Genomic DNA, 20,330 nt, shown 5'->3' with positions numbered 1-20,330 from the left:
GAGGTTCGCGATGGATGATCCGAACACGACGCTGACGGTGACCCTCGGGGATCTCGCCGAGAAGGTTGAGGAGCGGGTTCGCTCCGGCGAATATGACTCGCCGAGCGACGTCGTCCGGGCCGGGTTGGAGGCGCTCGCCCGCGAGGAGCGGGCGTTCGAGGCCGAGTTGAAGGCGAAGGTCGAAGAGGCGCTGGCGGATCCGCGGCCGTCGATTCCGGCTGCAGAGGTGTTTGCCCGGTTGCGGTCCCGCCTCGACGAGCGCGAGGCCCGCGAGGGTGAAACGGTATAAGATCGCCTTCTCGCCACTCGCCGAGGCCGATATCGAAGCGGTCGTCGACTGGATCGCCGATCAATCCGGGACCCGCACGGCCCGTGGCTTTGTCGACCGTATCGAGCGACGGATCGAATCGCTCAAACACTTCCCCGTGCGCGGGACCTCGCGAGATGATTTGGCGCCGGGCTTGCGCCTGATCGGCCTGGAACGGCGGGTCACAATCGCCTTTCGCGTCAGTGATGCCGAAGTCACGATCGAACGCGTCCTCTACGGAGGCCGCGATCTCGACCGGGCCTTTCGCCACAGCCGAGACGAAGAGCCGGGCAGCTAACCTCCGCCCAGCAGTTCCTCCGGCATATCAATCCCTTCGGCCCGCGCCTTGGCACGCAGAGTCAGGCGCCGGACGCCCGGCAGGCGCGTGCCCTCCTGCGCCTCGATGGCGTGGACCAGCGCGCGCATGCGCTCGTCGAACCAGTTGCCGCCCATGGCGTGCGGGTCGATGGCGAGGATGAACTGGCCGGTGTCGGGCGGGCCGCCTTCGGCGTCGAGGAAGGAGGAGGCCTGGAAGCCGAAATGCGCGCCGACCAGCGCGGCGGCGAGGATTTCCACCATCATGGCCAGCGTCGCGCCCTTGGCGTCGCCGAGCGGGACCATGGTGCCGGCGAGCGCGGCTCCCGCATCGGTCGTCGGCTTGCCGTCGACGTCCAGCGCCCAGCCCTCTGGGATGGCCTGCCCCTTCTGCTTGGCGGCGACGATCGGGCCGCGCGCGACCTTCGACAGCGCCATGTCGATGACGATGGGCTCGCGCCCGGCGAGCGGGGCGGCAAAGGCGATCGGGTTGGTGCCGAAGACCGGCTTGGAGCCGCCCCAGGGCGCGATGGCGCCGGGCGTATTGGCAAAGAGCAGCGAGACGAGCCCCTGCTCGGCGAGGCGCTCGACATGCAGGCCCGCTGCGCCGCAATGGTTGGAGCGGCGGATCGGGACGGCCACGATGCCCTGTTCGCGGGCGAGATCGGGGATTTCGGCGATGGCGAGGTCGATAGCCGGATAGGCGAAGCCATGGCCGGCATCGATCGCGAGCACGCCGGGCTTCGGCCGGCTCGCCTTGGGCACGACCTGCCCGTCGATCTTGCCGGATTTCAGCATAGCGAGATAGGTCGGCACGCGCGACAGGCCGTGGCCTTTCAGCCCGTCGGCCTCGGCCATTACCAGTGCCCAGGCGACGGAGGCCGCATTGGCCGGCGAGGCCCCGGCGGCGGCAAAGAGGTCGGTGAGGCGGGCCTCGGCCCGCTCAAACGAGACGCGGGTCATAGCCGGTCCTCCAGCGCCGCCATGACGCGCTCGGCCACCAGCCCGGATACGCGGCCGTTGGATTCGACCGTGTTGCCGGCGATATGCGGCGTCAGGATCAGATTGGGGACATTGGCGAAGAGCTTGCCGGCGCCGCGCAGGGGCTCCTCGGCGAAGACGTCGATCGCCGCGCCGCCGAGTTTGCCGGCTTTAAGCGCCGCGACCAGCGCCGCCTCGTCCATGATGCCGCCGCGCGCGGCGTTGATCAGGATCGCGTCGGGCTTCATCCGGGCAAAGGCGTCCTTGCCGATCAGCCCCTTGGTCTCGGGCGTCAGCGGCAGATGGATGCTGATCACGTCGGAGGTCGACAGCACGGCGTCGAGGTCGAGCCGCTCGGCCGAGGCCCAGGCCGGGTGGTCGGTCGGCACATAGGGGTCGTAGGCCGAAACCGTCATGCCGAGCAGGCGGCCATGGGCGGCGGTGTCGCGGGCGATGGCGCCGAAGCCGACGAGGCCGAGCCGCTTGCCGGCGATCTCGCGGCCGATCAGCTTGGTCTTGGGGAACTCGCCGGCCACCATCGCGGCATTGGCGAAATAGGCGCCGCGCAGCAGCATCATGGCGCTGCCGATGACGTATTCGACGACGGAGAGGCTGTTGGCCCCCGTCGCCGGGAAGACCTTGATGCCGCGCGCCTCGCAGGCCTCCATGTCGATGTTGTCGAGACCGACGCCGAGCCGGCCGACGACCTTCAGCGCCTTGGCAGCCTCGAGAACCGGGCCCCTGACATTGGTCTGGTTGCGCACGATCAGGGCGGGCACGTCGGCGACGAGCTTCGCCAGTTCGTCGGGCTTGCCGAAGAGTTCGGGGTCGTGATGGACGCTGTAGCGGGCGCTCAGCATGGCCACGGCCGCCGCGTCCATGAATTCCGTGATGACGATGTCGGTCATGGCAGGCGCCTTTGCAGCTTTGACGGTCAGCCCAACGCGAGCAGGCCGCCGGTGACGATGACGAGAATGACAAGGCTGGTGCCGGTGACCAGCACCATATGGCGCCAACCGAGCCGCGCCATGGCGCCCAGCGAGGTGCCGAGCCCAAGCGCCGCGATGGCGATGAGCAGGCCCCAGCTCGATATCGCCAGCAGCAGGGTGCGGATGGGCGGATAGACGCCGGCCAGGGCCGGCTGCACCGCGAGCAGGCTGTTCACCAGGCACAGCACGAGGAACATGATCGCGAAGACCGGGACCGGCACCTTGGCCTTGCCGGCGACGTCCCCCGCCCGCTTCGCATCGTCATGGACCAGCCACCAGCCGACGATCAGCACGGCGGGCAGCAGCAGGAAGACGCGGAACAGCTTGACGATGATCGCGGCGTTGGCGGCCTCGACCGACACCGCCTGCCCCGCGCCGACGACCTGAGCGACGTCATGGATGGTGGCGCCCAGCATGATGCCGGTCTGCGACGGCGTGAAGCCGAGCCAGACACAGATCAGCGGATAGGCCAGCATCGCCACTGTCGAGAGGGCGTTCATCGCGATGACGGTGAAGGCGACGTCGGCGGCCTTGCTCTTGTAGTCCGGCACCACGGTCGCGGTGGCGAGTGCGGCCGAGGCGCCGCAGACGGCGGTGGCGACGCCGCCGAGCGCGCCCATGCCGGTTTCCCGCCCAAGCCAGCGCGCCAGCAGGAAGCCGGAGAGGATCGTCGCCGCCATCGCAACGATGACGAGGAGAGCCGTGGTCAGGCCGAGCGCGATGATGTCGCCGAGCGCGACGCGCAGGCCCAGAAGCGCGATCGCCCAGCGCAGCATCTTCTTGACGCAGAAGGTCATGCCGGCCTGGAAGCGCGGCGCGCTGGCCAGAGGATGCAGAACCATGCCGATGATCAGGGCGATCACCACGGCGGGGATGCCGAAGCGGCCGCCGGCGGCCGATTTGACGAGCGGTTCGGCGAGATAGGCCGCCACCGCGACGGCAGCCGAGAGCGCGATACCGTCGAGCAGCGGACGCCAGGCACTGACGCGGGTCGTCGTCGCAATGGACAAGGCGGGTGGCTCCCGAATGGCAGGCCGGAGCGGAATGGGGCGGCCGGGGCGCCGCTCTGGGCGACGTCCCGGCTGTTAGCAGCGGCTCAGGCCGAGCGGTAGAGCTTGGTCATCGAGAATTCGCGGTGCCCCAATGCTTCCGCCGCAGTCAGGCGGCCATTGGCGGTGCGCACGATGTTCTCGATCAGGGCGTCGCCCGCCTGCGGGATCGTCATGTCGCGGCGCAGGATGCCGGAGACATCGACGTCGATATGCTCCGGCATGGTGCGCATCGTCTTGGGGTTGCCGGTGATCTTGATGACCGGGACGATCGGGTTGCCGATGACGTTGCCCTGCCCGGTCGGGAAGGTGTGCACGACATAGCCGCCCGCCGCCATCAGGGTCACGCATTCGGCCGCGGCCGAAGAGGTGTCCATGTAGTAGAGGCCCGGCCCCTTCGTCGGCGCCTGCGCCGGCTCGAGGATGTCGATGTATTTGCACTCGCGGCCGATCTTCTCGAGGTTGCCGAGCGCCTTTTCCTCGATCGTGGTCAGGCCGCCGGCAATGTTGCCCTTGGTCGGCTGCGAGTCGGAGAGATCGTCGGTCTTGTGGGCCTCGATCACGTCGTCCTGATAGGCCTTCCACATCTTGTACCAGCGCTCGCCGACCTCGGGGGTCGCCGCACGGGCCTTGCAGAGATGCTCGGCGCCGGTGATCTCGGAGGTCTCGCCGAAGACGCCGTAGACGCCGCGCGGAATCCACTTGTCGTACATGTTGCCCACCGTCGGGCAGGAGGAGAGGCCCGTCGTGGTGTCGGACTCACCGCATTTGGTCGAGACCCAGAGTTCCTCGATGCCGCATTTCACCCGCTGCAGCTCGGTCGCCCACTGCACGAACTCCTTGGCGACGTAGGACGCCTTGGCGATGGTGGCGATGTCGCCATGCCCTTCGATGCCGAAGCCCACGACCGGCTTGCCGGTCTTGGCGATGCCGTCGACGACGCGCTTGGTCCAGCCATCCTCGATGCCGATGACGATCACCGCGGCGACGTTGGGGTTCGAGCCCGTGCCGATCAGGGTGCGGAAGTGGAGCTCGAGATCCTCGCCGAACTGCAGGCGGCCATAGGCATGCGGGATCGCCAGCGTGCCCTTGACGTTGTTGGCGACGGCCTCGCAGGCGGCGTTGGAGAGATCGTCGAGCGGCAGCAGCAGGACATGGTTGCGCACGCCGACGCGGCCGTTCTCGCGGCGCCAGCCGGTGAAGGAATCGAGGTTGCGGCCGGTCGGGCGGCGGACGACGGGAGCCTTGAACTCGGGCGCCTCGATCTTGCGGCCCCTGATGCGGGCGAGCTTGCCTTTGACGAGATCGAAATTGGCGACGATCGACATGATGGCGTTTCCTCTTGTGCTTGGCGGGCTCGACCTGGCCGGGAGCCCCGTTCTGGTTGGAATCAGTCGGAAATCGGGAGCGCCGGGCTCACCAGCGCTTGGTCTTGGCGTTGTGGACGTGGAGATGCTCGCCCTGCTTCACGTCGGCCTTGGCCTGGCCGATGTCCTGGCCATACTTCCAGATCGTCTCGCCCTTCTTGATGTCCTTGAGCGCGACCTTGTGGCCGATCGGAATGTCCATCTTGGCGGTCAACTGGAAGTCGGAATTGTCATGGGTGACGACACACAACATCTCGGTGCCGGCCTTCAGGCCCTCGACGACGACGACGCCGACGGTGTCCTTCTTCTCATGGACCAGGAGGTGGGGCTTGCTCATGGGATTTCCTCGCTGCGATCTTTCGCCCGGCTCCTGCCTGCAATTCAGGACTCGACCGGCCTTGCGACAAGTCTTATATAAGACACATGACTGAGCACAAGCTCGAAAATGCAGCGCGGCCCGATGTGGCCGGCGGGGCTGAAATCCTCGGATTTCGGCCGCTTTACCGCCAGGTAAAGGCCAATTTCGTTCGCCGACTCGTCGACGGCTCCTGGGCGCCGGGCATGGTGCTGCCGAGCGAAGGCCAGCTCGCCAGCGAGGTCGGCGTCAGCCAGGGCACCGTCAGGAAAGCGCTCGACGAACTCGCCGCGGAGAACCTGCTGGTGCGCCGCCAGGGCCGCGGCACCTTCGTCGCCGAGCATGACGAGCAGCGCATCCTGTTCCAGTTCTTCAAGCTGGTCTCGGATGACGGCGTAGCGCGCTTTCCCGACAGCCAGGTGCTCGACATGGTCAGAGCCACCTCGGATTCAGCCGAGCGCACGGCGCTCAATCTCGCGGCCGAGGCAGAGGTTATCCGCATCCGCCGAATCCGCTCGCTCGGTGGCAAGCCCCTGATCCTTGAGACGATCAGCCTGCCCGCCCTGGTCTTTACGGGCCTCGAGCACGGGCCTGTGCCCAACAATCTCTACAGCTTGTTTGCGACGCGCTACGGCATCACCATTGCCAATGCCTGCGAGCGGCTGAAGGCCGTGGCGCTGAAAGCCGACGAGGCCGAACATCTCGGCGTCGCGACCGGCACACCCGCGCTCGAGATCGACCGTATCGCGCTGTCGCTCGACGGCTCTGCGGTCGAGCGACGTCTCAGCCTGTGTCTGACCGAGGAGGCTCACTACCAGTCCGATCTGCGCTGACGCGTTCGAGGTCCTGAACTCACCAACCCAAGCCGACACCAGATCGGCCGTTCATCACGACCCAAGGAGGATACGCATGAGCATGACGAAACGGGCAGCCCTTGCCGGGCTGCTGTCCCTGACCCTGTCGGCGCCGGCTTTGGCGCAGGCCTATCCGACCAAGCCGATCACGGTGATCGTCTCCTACGCCGCCGGCGGGCCGAGCGACGTCATCGCCCGCCTGCTCGGCGAGCAGATGAGCAAGTCGCTGGGCCAGCCGGTGATGGTCGAGAATGTCGCCGGCGCCGGCGGCACGGCGGGCGCCAAGCGCCTCGCGGCAGCCGATCCCGACGGACACACCATCCTGATCCACCATCTGGCCTTGGCCGCCGCCCCGTCGCTCTATGCCAATCTCGGCTACGACACGAAGACGGCCTTCGCCCCGATCGGGCTGGTCAATACCGGGCCGATGGTGATCGCCAGCAAGCTCGCCTTGCCGCCGACCGACGCCAAGGCGTTCTTCCCCTACATCAAGGAGAACGCCGAGAAGCTGACGATCGCGCATGCCGGCGTCGGCTCCAACTCGCATCTCTGCGCGGTCTTGATGTCCCAGCAGCTCGGCGCGAAGTTCAACCAGGTCGCCTACCGTGGCACGGGACCGGCGATGAACGACCTCGTCGGCGGCCAGATCGACCTGCTCTGCGACCAGTCGACCTCGGCGATCCCGCAGATCCAGGGCAAGAGCATCCGGGCCTATGCCGTGACCTCGGCCCAGCGGCTCGACGTGCTGCCCGACACGCCGACGATGGCGGAAGCCGGCGCCAAGCTCGACATGACGATCTGGCACGGTCTCTACGCGCCCAAGGGCACCCCGGCACCGGTTCTCGACAAGCTCAACGCCGCGCTGCGCGGCGCGCTGAAGGACCCGGGCGTCGTCGAGAAGTTCAAGGCCTTCGGCACCAGCACCTTCCCCGAGAGCGAGATGAGCCGCGAGGCTCACGCCAAGCTGTTTGCGGCCGAAGTCGACAAATGGGCGGCGTCGCTGGCAGCCGCCGGCGTCAAGCCGCAGGGCTGACGCCCGAACCCGGCTGACCCGCTCTTGCATGCGCCGCTCGCCTCCCGCGGCGGCGCATGCTACCGGCCAGCCCATGTCCAGCAATGTCGTCCCGCTCGAAGCCTTCACAACCCTGCCAGATCATGCCCGGCTGCTCGGCCTCGATCTCGGCACCAAGACGATCGGGCTCGCTTTGTCCGACGTCGAGCGACAGATCGCGACGCCGCTCGAGACGATCCGCCGGGTCAAGTTCAGCCTCGACGCCGTCGCGCTTCTGAAAATCGCCGAAAAGCACGCCGTCGCCGGCCTGATCATCGGCCTGCCGCTGAACATGGACGGCACCGAGGGCCCGCGCGTCCAATCGACCCGCGCCTTCGTGCGCAATCTCGTGCCGCTGACGAACCTGCCGATCGCGTTCTGGGACGAGCGCCTGTCGACGATGGCCGTGACCCGGACCCTGCTCGACGCCGACGCCTCGCGCGCCAAGCGCGCCGCCGTCGTCGACAAGATGGCCGCCGCCTACATCCTACAAGGTGCGCTCGACCGGCTGATGCGGATGCCGGCGAGCCCCGACGACCCGGCCTGACACCGCAGCGCGCGTCTGTCTGACGTCGGGCATAAAAAACCCGCGCGCCTGAGGCGCGCGGGATATTCTCGGTCAACAGTCGGCTTCAGCGATGGTCGCGGAAATCGTAGGCCGGGCGGCCATAGTAGCGGCGATAGACCGGGGCCGGGGCATAGACTGGGGCCGGCGCGTAGTAGCGGTCGTCATAGTAGGGTTCGGCATAGGCCCGGCGCTGCGAGGCGATGACCGCCGCGCCGAGAATGCCGAGGCCGACACCTGCGGCGATGCCCGCACCGCGGTTGCCGCGATGCCAGCCGCCGCGATAGCCGCGGTATCCGCGGTACTGGGTGAATTCGGCGTTCGCCTGATCGAGCCTGGCGGCATCGAAGCTTGTGGCATCGAATCTCTTGGGCGCACCCGACGCAAAAGCCGGCGCAACGAGAGCGGCGGAGGCGACGCTCACCGAGGCGAGCGCGACGATGGCGGTCTTCCTGAGCGACATCATGATGGATCTCCTGTCTGTCGGGATGCTCCCGACCTGAATGCCAAGGATCGGCCCGCGTGCTTGAATGCGGCGTGAACCGATCGCGGCGGGAATGCGGCAGGCGCAGGGCGCCCTCATATCGCGCCCCTTGCCCGCCGTGGGCCGCCATGAAAGGAGTGGCGCCGACGCCTTCCTGACGATCCTTGGCCTGTACGATCTCTGGCCTGTCCATCGAAACGCCAGGCCGCGCCGCCTGTTCCGCCTGCCCCGCGCGCCCTCCGGGCTTTTTGAAGCGGCGCCCTCCTCCCTTTTCATTGCTGTCCCCCACATGCTGTCCAGTCTGATCGCCGTCTTCCTCGTCATCGCCACGGGCTGGGCTCTCAAAGCGCGGGGAACGGTGTCGCCGGCGCATTGGCTCGGCGTCGAGCGGCTGACCTACCAGGTGCTGTTTCCGGCGGTCGTCATCCATACGCTCGCGGTCGCCGATCTCGGCGCGCTGCCGGTCCTGGAGATGGGTCTGAGCCTCGTCCTGGCGATCCTCACCGTCGCGGGCCTGCTGCTCGCCTGCCGGCCGCTGCTGGCACGCGCCGGCATCGATGGCCCCGCCTTCACCTCTATCTTCCAGGGCTCGGTGCGCTGGAACACCTTCATCGCGCTCGCGCTGGCGGCGGGGCTGCAGGGCCGCGACGGCACGACCCTGATGGCGATCGCGGTCGCGGCGATGATCCCCCTGCTCAACGTGCTGTGCGTCGTGGTACTGGCGCGCTTTGCCAATGGCCGGCCGATGAGCCCGTCGGCCACGGTTCGCTCGATCGTCTTCAACCCCTTCATCTGGTCGTCTGCGGTCGGGCTGGCGCTCAACCAGATGCAGTGGATGCTGCCGGCGGCGATCGTGACCTATCTCGACGTCATGGGGCGCGCGGCGCTCGGCGTCGGCCTGCTGGCGGTGGGCGCCGGGCTGGATCTGCGCAGTCTCGCCCGGCCGCGCCTGGCGCATTGCATCGCGGTCGGAGTCAAGCTCGTGGTCATGCCGCTGCTGGCCTGGACGATCGCGCGCCAGTTCGGTCTCTCTGGCCCCGCCCTGACGATGACGGTCGTCGCCGCCTCCGTGCCCACCGCGACCGCAGCGTATTTCCTGGCGCGCGACCTCGGCGGCGATGCGCCGCTGATGGCGGAGATCACCACACTGCAGACCCTGCTCGCGCTTGCGACCCTGCCGCTGGCGGTGCTTTTCCTGGGTTGAAGCCGATCAAACGCTTGAGATTGCCGCGCGATGCACGCTATGATTGCATCGCCTCACGCCATCGCGGCGGGGCGCAGGCGCCCGCGCGCGGCTATTGTTCTCGAGGATCTGTTGGCGATGACGTCAGATCGGCGCAGTCCACTTCCGTCTCACGACAATGCCCTGGCCGGCCGCTCCCCTTCCAGGCGCTCCAGAGAGCAGCCGATCACGGGCCCAAACGGGCGACAGCACGCGCCCCAGCGGACGATTCCCCTGGAGGTGGCCGGATATATCGAGATTTTGACCGCAGAACTGCGCATGATGGCGCACGCAGCCGATCTCGACAGTCTGGCTTATTTCCTCGAGATGGCACGGCTGGAGGCGGCCATCCAGGTCCAGCGCCTCGCGCAGCGCATGCCCGAGCAGAGCGGCTGACCGTGGCTCTCGGGCTCCGGCGCGGACCCGTAAACTAAACCTGTGGTTGCATTGCCGCTTCGTCGGTTTCAGGGTTCGATTCGCGACAACAGCCCCCCGGCCTGACGACGGATGGAGCCGTCGAGTTCGAGATTGAGCAGTGCGAGGCTGATCTCGCGGGCCGAACGGCCGCTGGCGCGCACCAGGTCGTCCGGCGAGACGGGTGCCCCGCCGAGAAGGTCCAGGACCAGCCGGCGGATCGCAGCCGCGTCGTCATCCCCGGCCTCAGACATGGCGGGCTGGGCGCGTTCGGGTTGGGGAACGGCGGCCAGGGGCGCCGGTTCGACATCGGGCAGATCGAGTTCGTCCCACAAAGCCTCGGTCCTGCTTTCCCCCGCGCCGTCGCTCATGGACGTGGGCAGCGACAGAGATCCGATATCCCGCTCGAGCAAAGGCGTCAGCGCCTCGATGACATGGGCGGCCTCGGCGCAGAGCGTCGCCCCCTCGCGGATCAGGTGGTTGCCGCCTTCTGCCCGGGGATCGAGCGGCGAGCCGGGCACCGCGAAGACGAGCCGGCCCTGCTCGTTGGCGAAGCGGGCGGTGATCAGCGAGCCGGATTTGCGGGCGGCCTCGACCACCACCGTCCCCAGCGACAGGCCCGAGACCAGCCGGTTGCGGCGCGGAAAGTCGCGTCCGCGCGGGGCGAGGCCCAGCGGCATCTCGCTGATCGCCGCGCCCTCCGCCAGCAGCCGCTGCAGCAACGGAACGTTCTGGGGCGGATAGACCTCATCGAGGCCGCCGGCCAGAACCGCGACGGTGCCGGTGGCGAGGCTGGCTTCATGCGCGGCCGTGTCGATGCCCCGCGCCAGCCCCGAGACGACGGCAAAGCCCGCCTCGCCGAGATCGCGAGCCAGGCGTGCGGTGAATTTGAGGCCGGCGGCCGAGGCATTGCGCGAGCCTACGAGCGCAACGCAGGGCCGCAGCAGCACATCGACCCGGCCGAGCACGGCCAGCAAGGGCGGCGCGCTGTCGATCGCCTGGAGGGCGCGTGGATACTGGCCCTCGCCCAGCGCGACGAAGCGGCCGCCAAGCCGGCGCAGCGCCTCCATCTCGCGCTCCGCCTCAGCCATCGTGCACAGGCGGATGTCGCGGCCGGCCTGGCGGGCCAGGTCCGGCAGGGCGTCGAGCGCAGCGGCGGCGCCGCCGAAGCGGTTCATCAGCGAACGAAAGGTGCGCGGCCCGACGCTTTCGCTGCGGATCAGGCGGAGCCAGTCGAGGCGCTGGCGATCGCTGAGAACGATGCCAGCCATGGGCGCCTCAACCCTTCTGGCCGATCTTGCCCTCGCTGCCGGAGAGCAGCCGGGCGATGTTGCTTCGGTGCATGAACCAGAGCAGGCCCGCCAGCGCGGCCATGAGCAAGGCCGCCTGCCGGTTGCCGGTGGCAAACCAGAGCAGGAGCGGCGTGGCGAGGCTCGCGACCAGCGCCGAGAGCGAGGAGTATTTCGAGAGTTTCGCGACCGACAGCCAGATCGCGGCGAAGGCGAGCGCGATCGGCCAGGCGAGCCCGATCAGGATGCCGAGATAGGTGGCGACGCCCTTGCCGCCCTTGAAGCCGATCCAGACCGGGAAGAGATGCCCCAGAAACGCGCCCAGCCCCGCGATCAGCGCGGCCTGGGGCCCGCCCAGGACATGATATCCGACCAGAACGGCGGCGGTGCCCTTGAGCATGTCGCCGAGCAGCGTCAGCGCCGCGAGCTTCTTGTTGCCGGTGCGCAGGACATTGGTCGCGCCGATATTGCCCGAGCCGATGCTGCGCAGATCAGGCCCGCCGCTGAGCTTCGTCAGCAGGATGCCGAAGGGGATCGACCCGAACAGGTAGCCGACGACAAGCGCCGCAGCGAAGGCGGGCCAGGACAGGCTCCAGTTCAGCAGATCCGACATGCCACAACCTTTGCATCGCTTTGGCTCACCATAGCCTTAGCGCACCAGGGCAGGCTGAAGAAACGTTCTTTTTTTGTCCATTCACGGACAAACCGGCCATGTGGCTGGTTCGCCAGACGGCGCGGTCCCTGCTCGCCATGGACATCGTCTCCTCCGATATTGTGACATCCAGGGCGAGACGAAGCTTATGCGTGGTTTTGGGAACATCAGACGCCCGACCAGGCCAGATTCGCGAGCGCGTGGATAACCTGGCCAAGCGCATAGTCCCACGCTCGACTCGACCGGCGGCCCATGCGACCAGCGATCGAAGAAACCAGGCTAGGGGCTTTTAAAGCAATGCGAATTTTGATGGTGATCGCCATGGCGCTGAGCGTCAGTGCGTGCGGGACGGTGACGCGCGGATCCAACGAGAACGTGACCTTCAACTCTGATCCGCCAGGCGCGAAGGTGCAGACATCGACGGGCCTCGTCTGCCAGGCGACCCCCTGCACATTTCCGATCAGCCGCAAGCAGGAATTCGTCGCCACCTTCGAGCTGCCGGGCCACCTCTCCCAGCAGATCGCAGTCAAGACGGAAGTGAGCGGCGGCGGCGCCGCGGGCATGGCAGGCAACATTCTCGTCGGCGGGATCATCGGTGTGGCCGTCGATGCGAGCACCGGCGCAACTCTGGATCACACGCCAAATCCCGTCTTCGCGACGATGGTGCCGGTCCACACGCCCAGGCGTCCCGCCAAGCCCAGCCGGTTGCGGAGGGTGCCGACGCCTCAGGTCTGATCGCCAAAACGGGTGGCATGCTGTCGACAAGCGGCCACCCGCAGCGATCCCCTCAAACGGACGGCATCTCATAGACCCTGCGGCCGGCGACAAAGGTCGCCTGCACGATGCCCTCGAGACGCGCCTCGTCGAAGGGCGAGTTCTTGGCGCGCGACTTGAGCTTGCGCTTGTCGACGACATAGGGCGCGTCGATGTCCAGCAGCATCAGGTCGGCAGGCGCGCCGGCTGCGAGCCGGCCGCAGCGCAGGCCCAGCAGATCGGCCGGCTTGGTCGAGAGTGCCGCCAGCAGGTCCGGCAAGGCGATCTGGCCGGCCTGGACGAGGCGCAGCGAGGCCGAGAGCAGCGTCTCGATGCCGAGCGCTCCATCCGCCGCCTCGGCGAAGGGCTGGCGCTTGGTTTCGACGTCCTGCGGATCGTGATCGGAGACGACGACGTCGATGACGCCCTCGGCCAGCGCGGCGACCAGGGCCAGCCGTTCCTGCTCGTCGCGCAAGGGCGGCGAGACCTTGCAGAAGGTGCGGTAGTCGCCGACGTCGTTCTCGTTCAGCGTCAAATTGTTGATCGAGGCGCCGCAGGTGACGCGCAAGCCATCGGCCTTCGCGCGGCGCATCAACTCGATCGAGTCGGAACAGGAGATCATCGCGGCGTGGTAGCGACCTCCCGTCGCGCGGGCGAGGCGCAGATCGCGCTCCAGCATCACCGTCTCGGCCTCGCGCGGAATCCCGGGCAGGCCCTTGCGGCTGGCGAACTCGCCCTCGGCCATCACGCCCGAGCCGCGCAGGTCGGGATCCTCGACATGGTTCATGATCAGCGCGTCGAAATCCCGCGCATAGATCAGCGCGCGCCGCATGATCTGCGGATTGCGCAGAGCCTTGGCGCCGTCGCCGAAGGCGACCGCGCCGGCCTCGAGCAAAAGCCCGATCTCGGTGATCTCCTTGCCGTGCAGCCCCTTGGTCAGGGCGGCGCAGGGCAGGACGTTGACGATCGCCTTGTCGCGGGCGCGGCGCTTGATGAAGTCGATGATCGCGGGATCGTCGATCGGCGGGTCGGTGTCGGGCCGGCAGACCACCGTGGTGACGCCGCCGGCGGCTGCGGCCTGCGAGCCCGTGCCCAAAGTCTCGCGGAATTCGGCGCCGGGCTCGCCCAGAAAGGCGCGCAGATCGACCAGGCCGGGCGCGACGACGAGGCCGCGCGCATCGATGCGATGGACGCCCTCAGCGGTCGCGGGCGCCGCGCCCCATTCGACCGAGGCAATGACGCCGCCGCGCATCAGCAGCGAGCCGCGCCCGTCGCGGCCGGTGGCGGGGTCGACGAGGCGCGCATCGAGGATCGCGACGTCCTGAAGTTCGGCCATGCCCGGTTCCACTCGCTCAGACATTGGGCAGATGCTGCGCCAGCGCGTCGAGCACGGCCATGCGGACCGCGACACCCATCTCGACCTGCTCGCGGATCAGCGACTGCGCGCCGTCGGCGACCTCGGAGGAGATCTCGACGCCGCGGTTCATCGGGCCGGGATGCATCACCAGCGCATCGGGTTGCGCGCGCTGGAGCTTGTCGCGGTCGAGCCCGAAATAGCGGAAATACTCCTTCGAGGAGGGGACGAAGGCGCCATGCATGCGCTCGAGCTGGAGGCGCAGCATCATCACGATATCAGCGCCCTCCAGCCCCTTGTTCATGTCGGTGAAGATATCGACGCCCATGCGCTCGATGCCGGCGGGCAGAAGCGTCGAGGGCGCGATCAGCCGGACCTTCGCTCCCAGAGCATTCAGCAGGATGATGTTGGAGCGGGCGACGCGCGAATGCAGGATGTCGCCGCAGATCGCGACCGTCAGCCCCATGATCCGCCCCTTGTTGCGGCGGATGGTCAGGGCGTCGAGCAGGGCCTGGGTCGGATGCTCATGGGCGCCGTCGCCGGCATTCACCACCGAGCAGCCGACCTTGCGGGCGAGCAGATTGACCGCACCCGCCGCGTGATGGCGCACGACGATGATGTCGGGCCGCATCGCGTTCAGCGTCGCGGCGGTGTCGATCAGCGTCTCGCCCTTCTTCACCGAGGAGGAGGCCACCGACATGTTCATGACGTCGGCGCCCAGCCGCTTTCCGGCCAGCTCGAAGGAGGCCTGCGTCCGTGTCGAGGGCTCGAAGAACAGGTTGATCTGGGTGCGGCCGCGCAGCGTCGCGGTCTTTTTCTCGACCTGGCGGGAGAGCGCGACATAGGCGTCCGCCCTGTCCAGCAGCGCCTCGATGTCCAAATGGGAGAGCCCCTCGATGCCGAGGAGATGCCGGTGCGGATAGAGCGGGGCTGGCGATGTCATTTGAAGAGGGGTGTTTAGGCGCGAGTCGGGCGACGCGCAAGCCGCATGCCGCTGTTGTCACAATGCGGTTGCCCCGATGGCGGCGCAGGTCAAACGCCGCTACGGCTTGAGCTGCGGCCTTGCCGCACCCTGCCCGCCGTGAGGAGCCTGCCCATGTCCCCCTCCGCCGTTCCCGCCGCCCATGGCTCGACCTGGAACACGATCGCGCCCGACGAGGCGGGGTTCGACGAGGCCCGACTCGCGGAGGCGGTTGCCTTCGCGCAGGCTCATGACAGCCCCTGGCCGAAGAGCCTGTTTTATCCTGACGGGCGCTATGTCGGGAATGTCGAGTGGAACGAGAGCGGGCCGTGGAGCGAGATCGTCGGCCCCGTTCGCGGGCGCGGCGGGCCGGCCGGCCTCGTGCTGAAGGGCGGGCGGATCGTGGCGGAATGGGGCGACACCGCCCGTACCGACATGACGTTCTCGATCGCCAAGAGCTACCTGTCGGTGCTGGCGGGGCTCGCCGTGCAGGACGGGCTGATCGCCGATCTCGACGAGCCGGTGGGCAAAAGCGTGCCGGGGCCGTTCTTCGAGAGCGCCCGTAATGCGCCGATCACCTGGCGGCATCTGCTGCAGCAGTCGAGCGAGTGGCAGGGCGAGATCTTCGGCAAGTCCGACCAGGTCGACCACAACCGCCAGATCGGGCCCGGCGCCGACAACAGCCGCAAGGGGCAGAAGCGTGAGCTGAACGCGCCTGGCAGCTTCTACGAATACAACGACGTGCGGGTGAACCTGCTGGGCTATTGTTTGCTGCAGCGCTTCCGCCGGCCTTTGCCGGATGTGCTGCGCGCGCGCATCATGGAACCAATCGGGGCCTCGTCCGACTGGGAATGGCAGGGCTACGAGACCTCCTTCGTCGAGATCGACGGGCAGCGCATGCAGTCCGTGCCGGGCGGCGGCCACTGGGGCGGCGGCCTGTTCATCGGCGCGCGCGATCATGCGCGCTTCGGCCTGCTGATGGCGCAGGGCGGCGCATGGGGCGGGCGCAGCCTGCTCTCGGCCGACTGGATCGCGCAGATGGTGGCGCCCTCCCCGACCCTGTCCAATTACGGCTTCCTGTGGTGGCTGAACCGCGGCCCCTCGGCCAAGGCCGGCGTGCCGGCCAGCGCCTATTGGGCGCTGGGCGCGGGCACGAATGTCATCCTGGTCGATCCGGAGAACGATCTCGTCGCCGTGCTGCGCTGGATCGACGGCGCGTCCTTCGACCCCTTCCTGGGCAAGCTGTATGGCGCGATGGCCTGAAGGCGGCCTGGGGCCGGCTGGGCCGGCGGCTTGTTCGCGACGGGATGCCCCCCATCTGAACGGCAGGCTGGGGGCATTGTGGCCAAAACGCCGCCGAACGTCGCAATCGGCATTCGGCGTTTGACACGGCCTGTTCCCTGAACCACTTTCGCGCGCAATTCCAAACGCCCTCGTCCGTCACCGGTCGCGAGATCGCCCCAGGGCCATTTCGCGCTCCGATGAGGCTGTTACCGAGACACGAAATCATGAAGCTCCTCGTCGTCGAGTCGCCGGCCAAGGCCAAGACGATCAACAAGTATCTCGGCTCCGACTATGAGGTGATCGCCTCCTTCGGGCATATCCGCGACCTGCCGGCCAAGGACGGGTCGGTCGATCCCGAGCATGACTTCGCGATGAAGTGGGAGATCGAGGGGCGCGGCGCCAAGCAGGTCGCCGAGATCGTCAAGGCGCTGAAGGGTGCCGACAAGCTGATCCTGGCGACCGACCCCGACCGCGAGGGCGAGGCGATTTCCTGGCACGTGTTGGAGGCGCTCAACGCCAAGAAGGCGCTGAAGGGCATCCCCGTCGAGCGCGTCACCTTCAATGCTGTGACCAAGGACGCGGTGCAGACCGCACTCGCCAATCCGCGCCAGGTCGACCAGGCGCTGGTCGACGCCTATCTGGCGCGCCGCGCGCTCGACTATCTCGTCGGCTTCACGCTCTCGCCCGTGCTCTGGCGCAAGCTGCCGGGCGCCCGCTCGGCCGGCCGCGTCCAGTCGGTGGCGCTGCGCATCGTCTGCGACCGCGAGCGCGAGATCGAGGCCTTCCGGGCCCGCGAATACTGGTCGCTGGTGGCGACGCTGGCGACGGCGGCGGGCGGCGTCTTCGATGCCCGTCTCGTCGGCGCCGACGGCAAGAAGATCACCCGGCTCGATATCGGCAATGGCGACGACGCCCGGGCCTTCAAGGAGGCGCTGGAGACGGCCGCCTTCAACGTGGCGAATGTCGAGGCGAAGCCCGTCAAGCGCCACCCCTACCCGCCCTTCCAGACCTCGACGCTGCAGCAGGAGGCCTCGCGCAAGCTCGGGCTCGCCCCCGCCCGGACCATGCAGCTGGCGCAGCGGCTCTATGAGGGCGTCGATATCGGCGGCGAGACGGTCGGTCTCATCACCTATATGCGAACCGACGGCGTCGACATGGACGGCTCGGCGATTGAGGCCGCACGCCGCGTCATCGGCAAGGAATTCGGCGACGCCTATGTGCCCGGCGTGCCGCGCAAATACACGGTCAAGGCCAAGAACGCGCAGGAGGCCCATGAGGCCATCCGCCCGACCGATCTCGGCCGGCTGCCGGCTATGGTCATGCGCCATCTCGAGCCCGAGCAGGCGAAGCTCTACGAGCTGATCTGGAAGCGCACCATCGCCAGCCAGATGGAGTCCGCCTCGCTGGAGCGCACCACGGTCGACATCGCGGCGACCGTCGCAGGCCGCGCCCTCGAACTGCGGGCCACCGGCCAGGTCACGCTCTTCGACGGCTTCCTGACGCTCTATCAGGAGAGCCGCGACGACGAGGAGGACGAGGATTCCAAGAAGCTCCCCGTGATGAAGACGGGCGACGGGCTGGAGAAGCGCGCCATCGCCGCCGATCAGCACTTCACCGAGCCGCCGCCGCGCTATTCGGAAGCCAGCCTCGTCAAGCGCATGGAAGAGCTCGGCATCGGCCGGCCCTCGACCTATGCCGCGACGCTCTCGACGCTGCGCGACCGCGAATATGTCCGCATCGACAAGAAGCGCCTCGTGCCCGAGGACAAGGGCATGCTGGTGACGGCGTTCCTGGAGAGCTTCTTCAAGCGCTATGTCGAGTTCGACTTCACCGCCAATCTCGAAGAGAAGCTCGACCGCGTCTCGAATGCCGAGATCGACTTCAAGGTCGTGCTGCGCGAGTTCTGGGAGGAATTCACCAAGTCGATCGGCGACACCAAGGATCTGCGCGTCACCGAGGTGCTGGAGGCGCTGAACGGCGTACTCGGCGCCCATGTCTTCCCGACGCGGGAGGATGGCGGCGATCCGCGCTCCTGCCAGGTCTGCGGCACCGGCCAGCTTTCGCTGAAACTCGGCAAGTTCGGCGCTTTTGTGGGCTGCTCGAACTATCCCGAATGCCGCTATACGCGCCCGCTCACCGTCCAGGCCGCCGATGGCGAGGCAACGGCCGAGGGCGGCACCGGCGCGCCGGGCGTGCGTATCCTCGGCAAGGATCCGGTGACGGAGGTCGAGGTCACGATCCGCGACGGGCGCTTCGGCCCCTATATCCAGCTCGGCGAGGGCGAAAAGCCCAAGCGTTCCAGCCTGCCCAAGGGCATGAGCCCGGGCAGCGTCGATCTCGAAACCGCGCTCGCGCTGCTTTCGCTGCCCAAGGAGGTCGCCAAGCATCCCGAGAGCGGCGAGCCGATCCTGGCCGGCATCGGCCGCTACGGGCCTTACGTCCAGCACGGCAAGACCTACGCCAATATCGACAAGGACGACGACATCCTGCAGATCGGCGGCAACCGCGCCATCGACCTGATCGTCGCCAAGGAAACCGGCGGACCGGGTGCCCGCTTCGGGCGTGGCGCGGCGGTTCCCGGGCGCGATCTCGGCGAGCATCCCGGTGGCGGCAAGCTCGTGGTGCGGGCCGGGAAGTACGGGCCTTATGTCAACTGGGGCAAGGTCAACGCGACGCTGCCCAAGGCGCTGACGCAGGAGGCGATCACGCTCGAACAGGCGATCGAGTTGGTCAACGCCAAGGCGGAGTCGAGCGGCGTCAAGGGGCCGGGCAAGGCCAAGGCCGCCAAGGCGCCAGCCAAGAAGCCCGCGGCCAAGTCCGCAACCAAGCCGGCAGCGGCGAAAGCTGGCGCAGCCAAGGCCGGCGCGAAGACCGCCGCCAAGCCCAAGGCCGCTGCGGCCAAGACCAAGGCTGCCGCCAAGGGCTGAGGCTCGACCGGGCGCCGCGAGCCGGTCCTGCAGGATTGGCTGGGAAAACACGCGGTCGTCCCGGGCTTGACCCGGGACCCATTCCGGAACCTTTCCCGGAGGCGTTCCGGAATGGATCCTGGATCTCCGCTACGCTTTCGTCCGGGATGACCCGCGCGTTTCAGAGGCCGGCCCGAGAAGGGGATCGGCCGTTCAGAGAAAGCCGATCCAGCGCCCCGCCAGCAGCACGCCCGGCCAGAGCGTCAGCGAGACGAACGCGCGCCAGCGCACCGCCGCCGTGATGTCACCCGCCAGCGCGCGGACATAGGCCGCGCTGCGGTGCTGCAGGGCGATGTTGGCGAGCGCCAAAGCGAGCAGGCCAAGCTTCCACAGAAAGGCGGCATTGCGCGCATATTCGACCGGGCGCACCGTGAAGAGCCAGGCGCCGGTGACGAGCGCGAGGCCAAGCCCGATTCCCGCCATGCGCGACAGTACGGGCGCGAGGGTGGCGACCGGCACGCTGCGAAAGAACCCGAGCAGGCGCAAATCGAGCGGCAGGATCGCGCCGATCAGCAGCGCGATGCCGAGGATGTGGCTGGCGTTGACGAGGAGATAGGCCGTGCCGCTCTGCTTGAGCAGCACGGCTCCGGGCCATGTCCCGAGACCGGCGAGAAGCTCCATGCGGCCTCAGTTGTTGCGGATGCGCTCCGGATACATGTCGTAGTTCTTGCCGGCGATGACGAGGCGCACGGCCTTCATATGGGCCTTGCTCTTGTCGAGATGGCGGTTGCCGAGCGCGGTGATCGCGTCGCCGGGCTTGGCCGTGTCGCCGGTGAAGCCGGAGCGCGCGGTCTGGTTGGGGTTGCCGAGATCGACCTGCCATTCCCTGCCGTCGGCGGCGGTCACCATCAGCATCGGATGGGGCGGCGCCATCGAAATGGTGCGGATGGTGCCCTTCAGCTCCATCTGCTCGCCCTCGGCCCAGGCCCAGCCATGATGGGCGAGGACCGGGAGGCTCGCGAGGGCCGCGGCGCCGGCCAGAGCCGTGATGACGAGACGGCGGCGTGCTGCGTGACGAAGGGGGGCGTGGATCATGGCGCGTCTCCCGTTGCGGCGATGGTGGCGAGGGCTGAACCCCGATCATGCACCATCGTTCCCGCTCATGCGATCACGCGCCG

Annotated in this window: 22 protein-coding genes; 9 read left to right on the top strand and 13 right to left on the bottom strand. The window is 68.0% G+C overall.

The window, feature by feature from the left end; translation table 11 throughout:
- Window positions 1-10: 10 nt before the first annotated feature.
- Entirely contained in the window at window positions 11-289 is a 279-nt protein-coding gene (locus Q8S38_RS15325; RefSeq protein ID WP_305681290.1) for a ribbon-helix-helix domain-containing protein, read from the top strand.
- Window positions 276-605, top strand: a complete 330-nt coding sequence (locus Q8S38_RS15320; RefSeq protein WP_305681289.1) for a type II toxin-antitoxin system RelE/ParE family toxin — start codon at window positions 276-278, stop codon at window positions 603-605. The genes Q8S38_RS15325 and Q8S38_RS15320 overlap by 14 nt, the downstream gene beginning before the upstream one ends.
- Here Q8S38_RS15320 and Q8S38_RS15315 read toward each other — a convergent pair.
- From Q8S38_RS15315 to Q8S38_RS15295, 5 genes are all read right to left on the bottom strand, one after another.
- On the bottom strand, window positions 602-1,585 hold the full coding sequence (locus tag Q8S38_RS15315; RefSeq protein ID WP_305681288.1) for an Ldh family oxidoreductase: 984 nt from the start codon (window positions 1,583-1,585) through the stop codon (window positions 602-604). The genes Q8S38_RS15320 and Q8S38_RS15315 overlap by 4 nt on opposite strands.
- Window positions 1,582-2,511: a hydroxyacid dehydrogenase gene (locus Q8S38_RS15310; protein ID WP_305681287.1), complete on the bottom strand. Its 930-nt coding sequence runs from the start codon at window positions 2,509-2,511 to the stop codon at window positions 1,582-1,584. The genes Q8S38_RS15315 and Q8S38_RS15310 overlap by 4 nt, the downstream gene beginning before the upstream one ends.
- A gap of 26 nt (window positions 2,512-2,537) precedes the next feature.
- On the bottom strand, window positions 2,538-3,602 hold the full coding sequence (locus tag Q8S38_RS15305; protein WP_305681286.1) for a YeiH family protein: 1,065 nt from the start codon (window positions 3,600-3,602) through the stop codon (window positions 2,538-2,540).
- A gap of 86 nt (window positions 3,603-3,688) precedes the next feature.
- Window positions 3,689-4,969, bottom strand: a complete 1,281-nt coding sequence (locus tag Q8S38_RS15300) for a UxaA family hydrolase (RefSeq protein ID WP_305681285.1) — start codon at window positions 4,967-4,969, stop codon at window positions 3,689-3,691.
- Between the two features lie 88 nt (window positions 4,970-5,057).
- Window positions 5,058-5,345, bottom strand: a complete 288-nt coding sequence (locus Q8S38_RS15295; protein WP_305681284.1) for a UxaA family hydrolase — start codon at window positions 5,343-5,345, stop codon at window positions 5,058-5,060.
- A gap of 86 nt (window positions 5,346-5,431) precedes the next feature.
- Between Q8S38_RS15295 and Q8S38_RS15290 the strand changes: the two genes are divergently transcribed.
- From Q8S38_RS15290 to ruvX, 3 genes are all read left to right on the top strand, one after another.
- On the top strand, window positions 5,432-6,196 hold the full coding sequence (locus Q8S38_RS15290; RefSeq protein ID WP_305681283.1) for a GntR family transcriptional regulator: 765 nt from the start codon (window positions 5,432-5,434) through the stop codon (window positions 6,194-6,196).
- A 76-nt stretch (window positions 6,197-6,272) separates the two neighbouring features.
- Window positions 6,273-7,250 (top strand): tripartite tricarboxylate transporter substrate-binding protein, encoded by a 978-nt coding sequence (locus tag Q8S38_RS15285; RefSeq protein WP_305681282.1) that lies wholly within the window; start codon window positions 6,273-6,275, stop codon window positions 7,248-7,250.
- Between the two features lie 73 nt (window positions 7,251-7,323).
- Window positions 7,324-7,815 (top strand): Holliday junction resolvase RuvX, encoded by a 492-nt coding sequence (gene ruvX, locus Q8S38_RS15280; protein WP_305681281.1) that lies wholly within the window; start codon window positions 7,324-7,326, stop codon window positions 7,813-7,815.
- A gap of 85 nt (window positions 7,816-7,900) precedes the next feature.
- On the opposite strand, the gene Q8S38_RS15275 is transcribed toward ruvX, so the two are convergent.
- Complete coding sequence (locus Q8S38_RS15275) at window positions 7,901-8,299, bottom strand: hypothetical protein (RefSeq protein WP_305681280.1); 399 nt, start codon at window positions 8,297-8,299, stop codon at window positions 7,901-7,903.
- A gap of 307 nt (window positions 8,300-8,606) precedes the next feature.
- Here Q8S38_RS15275 and Q8S38_RS15270 point away from each other — a divergent pair, with 307 nt between their 5' ends.
- Window positions 8,607-9,521, top strand: coding sequence for an AEC family transporter (locus Q8S38_RS15270; RefSeq protein WP_305681279.1), 915 nt, complete (start codon window positions 8,607-8,609; stop codon window positions 9,519-9,521).
- 482 nt (window positions 9,522-10,003) lie between these two features.
- On the opposite strand, the gene dprA is transcribed toward Q8S38_RS15270, so the two are convergent.
- The 3 genes from dprA to Q8S38_RS15255 all read right to left on the bottom strand — a co-directional run bounded on the left by dprA (window position 10,004) and on the right by Q8S38_RS15255 (window position 12,217).
- A complete protein-coding gene (gene dprA / locus Q8S38_RS15265) occupies window positions 10,004-11,215 on the bottom strand; it encodes a DNA-processing protein DprA (protein ID WP_305681335.1) in 1,212 nt (403 codons plus the stop codon).
- Window positions 11,216-11,231: 16 nt separating this feature from the next.
- Window positions 11,232-11,855, bottom strand: a complete 624-nt coding sequence (gene plsY, locus Q8S38_RS15260; protein WP_305681278.1) for a glycerol-3-phosphate 1-O-acyltransferase PlsY — start codon at window positions 11,853-11,855, stop codon at window positions 11,232-11,234.
- A 206-nt stretch (window positions 11,856-12,061) separates the two neighbouring features.
- Complete coding sequence (locus Q8S38_RS15255; protein ID WP_305681277.1) at window positions 12,062-12,217, bottom strand: hypothetical protein; 156 nt, start codon at window positions 12,215-12,217, stop codon at window positions 12,062-12,064.
- Between Q8S38_RS15255 and Q8S38_RS15250 the strand changes: the two genes are divergently transcribed.
- Complete coding sequence (locus tag Q8S38_RS15250) at window positions 12,216-12,629, top strand: translation initiation factor 2 (protein ID WP_305681276.1); 414 nt, start codon at window positions 12,216-12,218, stop codon at window positions 12,627-12,629. The genes Q8S38_RS15255 and Q8S38_RS15250 overlap by 2 nt on opposite strands.
- Window positions 12,630-12,681: 52 nt before the next feature.
- Here Q8S38_RS15250 and pyrC read toward each other — a convergent pair whose 3' ends face one another.
- Together pyrC and Q8S38_RS15240 are read right to left on the bottom strand one after the other, a co-directional pair.
- Window positions 12,682-13,983, bottom strand: a complete 1,302-nt coding sequence (gene pyrC, locus Q8S38_RS15245) for a dihydroorotase (RefSeq protein ID WP_305681275.1) — start codon at window positions 13,981-13,983, stop codon at window positions 12,682-12,684.
- A 16-nt stretch (window positions 13,984-13,999) separates the two neighbouring features.
- Window positions 14,000-14,944 carry an aspartate carbamoyltransferase catalytic subunit gene (locus Q8S38_RS15240; protein WP_305681274.1) on the bottom strand — a complete coding sequence of 315 codons (945 nt, stop codon included), beginning with the start codon at window positions 14,942-14,944 and terminating at the stop codon, window positions 14,000-14,002.
- 153 nt (window positions 14,945-15,097) lie between these two features.
- On the opposite strand from Q8S38_RS15240, the gene Q8S38_RS15235 reads away from it, so the two are divergent.
- Together Q8S38_RS15235 and topA are read left to right on the top strand one after the other, a co-directional pair.
- Window positions 15,098-16,225: a serine hydrolase domain-containing protein gene (locus Q8S38_RS15235; protein WP_305681273.1), complete on the top strand. Its 1,128-nt coding sequence runs from the start codon at window positions 15,098-15,100 to the stop codon at window positions 16,223-16,225.
- 245 nt (window positions 16,226-16,470) lie between these two features.
- Window positions 16,471-19,173, top strand: a complete 2,703-nt coding sequence (gene topA, locus Q8S38_RS15230; RefSeq protein WP_305681272.1) for a type I DNA topoisomerase — start codon at window positions 16,471-16,473, stop codon at window positions 19,171-19,173.
- A gap of 192 nt (window positions 19,174-19,365) precedes the next feature.
- Here topA and Q8S38_RS15225 read toward each other — a convergent pair whose 3' ends face one another.
- Window positions 19,366-19,833 (bottom strand): DUF2214 domain-containing protein, encoded by a 468-nt coding sequence (locus tag Q8S38_RS15225; protein ID WP_305681271.1) that lies wholly within the window; start codon window positions 19,831-19,833, stop codon window positions 19,366-19,368.
- A 6-nt stretch (window positions 19,834-19,839) separates the two neighbouring features.
- The gene (locus Q8S38_RS15220; protein ID WP_305681270.1) at window positions 19,840-20,247 is read right to left on the bottom strand and encodes a DUF6152 family protein; all 408 of its coding nucleotides are present in this window, start codon (window positions 20,245-20,247) and stop codon (window positions 19,840-19,842) included.
- Window positions 20,248-20,330: the final 83 nt, after the last annotated feature.

Source organism: Allobosea sp., assembly GCF_030695125.1.
GTDB lineage: Bacteria > Pseudomonadota > Alphaproteobacteria > Rhizobiales > Beijerinckiaceae > Allobosea.
The sequence above is the reverse complement of the archived record's forward strand: the minus strand, read 5'-3'. Positions and strand labels throughout refer to the sequence as shown.

Coding starts and splice junctions, on each gene's coding strand:
- pyrC (WP_305681275.1), bottom strand. CDS start 13,983: ATGGCCGAACTTCAGGACGTCGCGATCCTCGATGCGCGCCTCGTCGAC.
- Q8S38_RS15275 (WP_305681280.1), bottom strand. CDS start 8,299: ATGATGTCGCTCAGGAAGACCGCCATCGTCGCGCTCGCCTCGGTGAGC.
- Q8S38_RS15250 (WP_305681276.1), top strand. CDS start 12,216: ATGGCGCTGAGCGTCAGTGCGTGCGGGACGGTGACGCGCGGATCCAAC.
- Q8S38_RS15300 (WP_305681285.1), bottom strand. CDS start 4,969: ATGTCGATCGTCGCCAATTTCGATCTCGTCAAAGGCAAGCTCGCCCGC.
- Q8S38_RS15325 (WP_305681290.1), top strand. CDS start 11: ATGGATGATCCGAACACGACGCTGACGGTGACCCTCGGGGATCTCGCC.
- Q8S38_RS15290 (WP_305681283.1), top strand. CDS start 5,432: ATGACTGAGCACAAGCTCGAAAATGCAGCGCGGCCCGATGTGGCCGGC.
- topA (WP_305681272.1), top strand. CDS start 16,471: ATGAAGCTCCTCGTCGTCGAGTCGCCGGCCAAGGCCAAGACGATCAAC.
- Q8S38_RS15235 (WP_305681273.1), top strand. CDS start 15,098: ATGTCCCCCTCCGCCGTTCCCGCCGCCCATGGCTCGACCTGGAACACG.
- Q8S38_RS15315 (WP_305681288.1), bottom strand. CDS start 1,585: ATGACCCGCGTCTCGTTTGAGCGGGCCGAGGCCCGCCTCACCGACCTC.
- Q8S38_RS15310 (WP_305681287.1), bottom strand. CDS start 2,511: ATGACCGACATCGTCATCACGGAATTCATGGACGCGGCGGCCGTGGCC.
- ruvX (WP_305681281.1), top strand. CDS start 7,324: ATGTCCAGCAATGTCGTCCCGCTCGAAGCCTTCACAACCCTGCCAGAT.
- plsY (WP_305681278.1), bottom strand. CDS start 11,855: ATGTCGGATCTGCTGAACTGGAGCCTGTCCTGGCCCGCCTTCGCTGCG.
- Q8S38_RS15240 (WP_305681274.1), bottom strand. CDS start 14,944: ATGACATCGCCAGCCCCGCTCTATCCGCACCGGCATCTCCTCGGCATC.
- Q8S38_RS15225 (WP_305681271.1), bottom strand. CDS start 19,833: ATGGAGCTTCTCGCCGGTCTCGGGACATGGCCCGGAGCCGTGCTGCTC.
- Q8S38_RS15255 (WP_305681277.1), bottom strand. CDS start 12,217: ATGGCGATCACCATCAAAATTCGCATTGCTTTAAAAGCCCCTAGCCTG.
- Q8S38_RS15220 (WP_305681270.1), bottom strand. CDS start 20,247: ATGATCCACGCCCCCCTTCGTCACGCAGCACGCCGCCGTCTCGTCATC.
- Q8S38_RS15270 (WP_305681279.1), top strand. CDS start 8,607: ATGCTGTCCAGTCTGATCGCCGTCTTCCTCGTCATCGCCACGGGCTGG.
- Q8S38_RS15285 (WP_305681282.1), top strand. CDS start 6,273: ATGAGCATGACGAAACGGGCAGCCCTTGCCGGGCTGCTGTCCCTGACC.
- Q8S38_RS15295 (WP_305681284.1), bottom strand. CDS start 5,345: ATGAGCAAGCCCCACCTCCTGGTCCATGAGAAGAAGGACACCGTCGGC.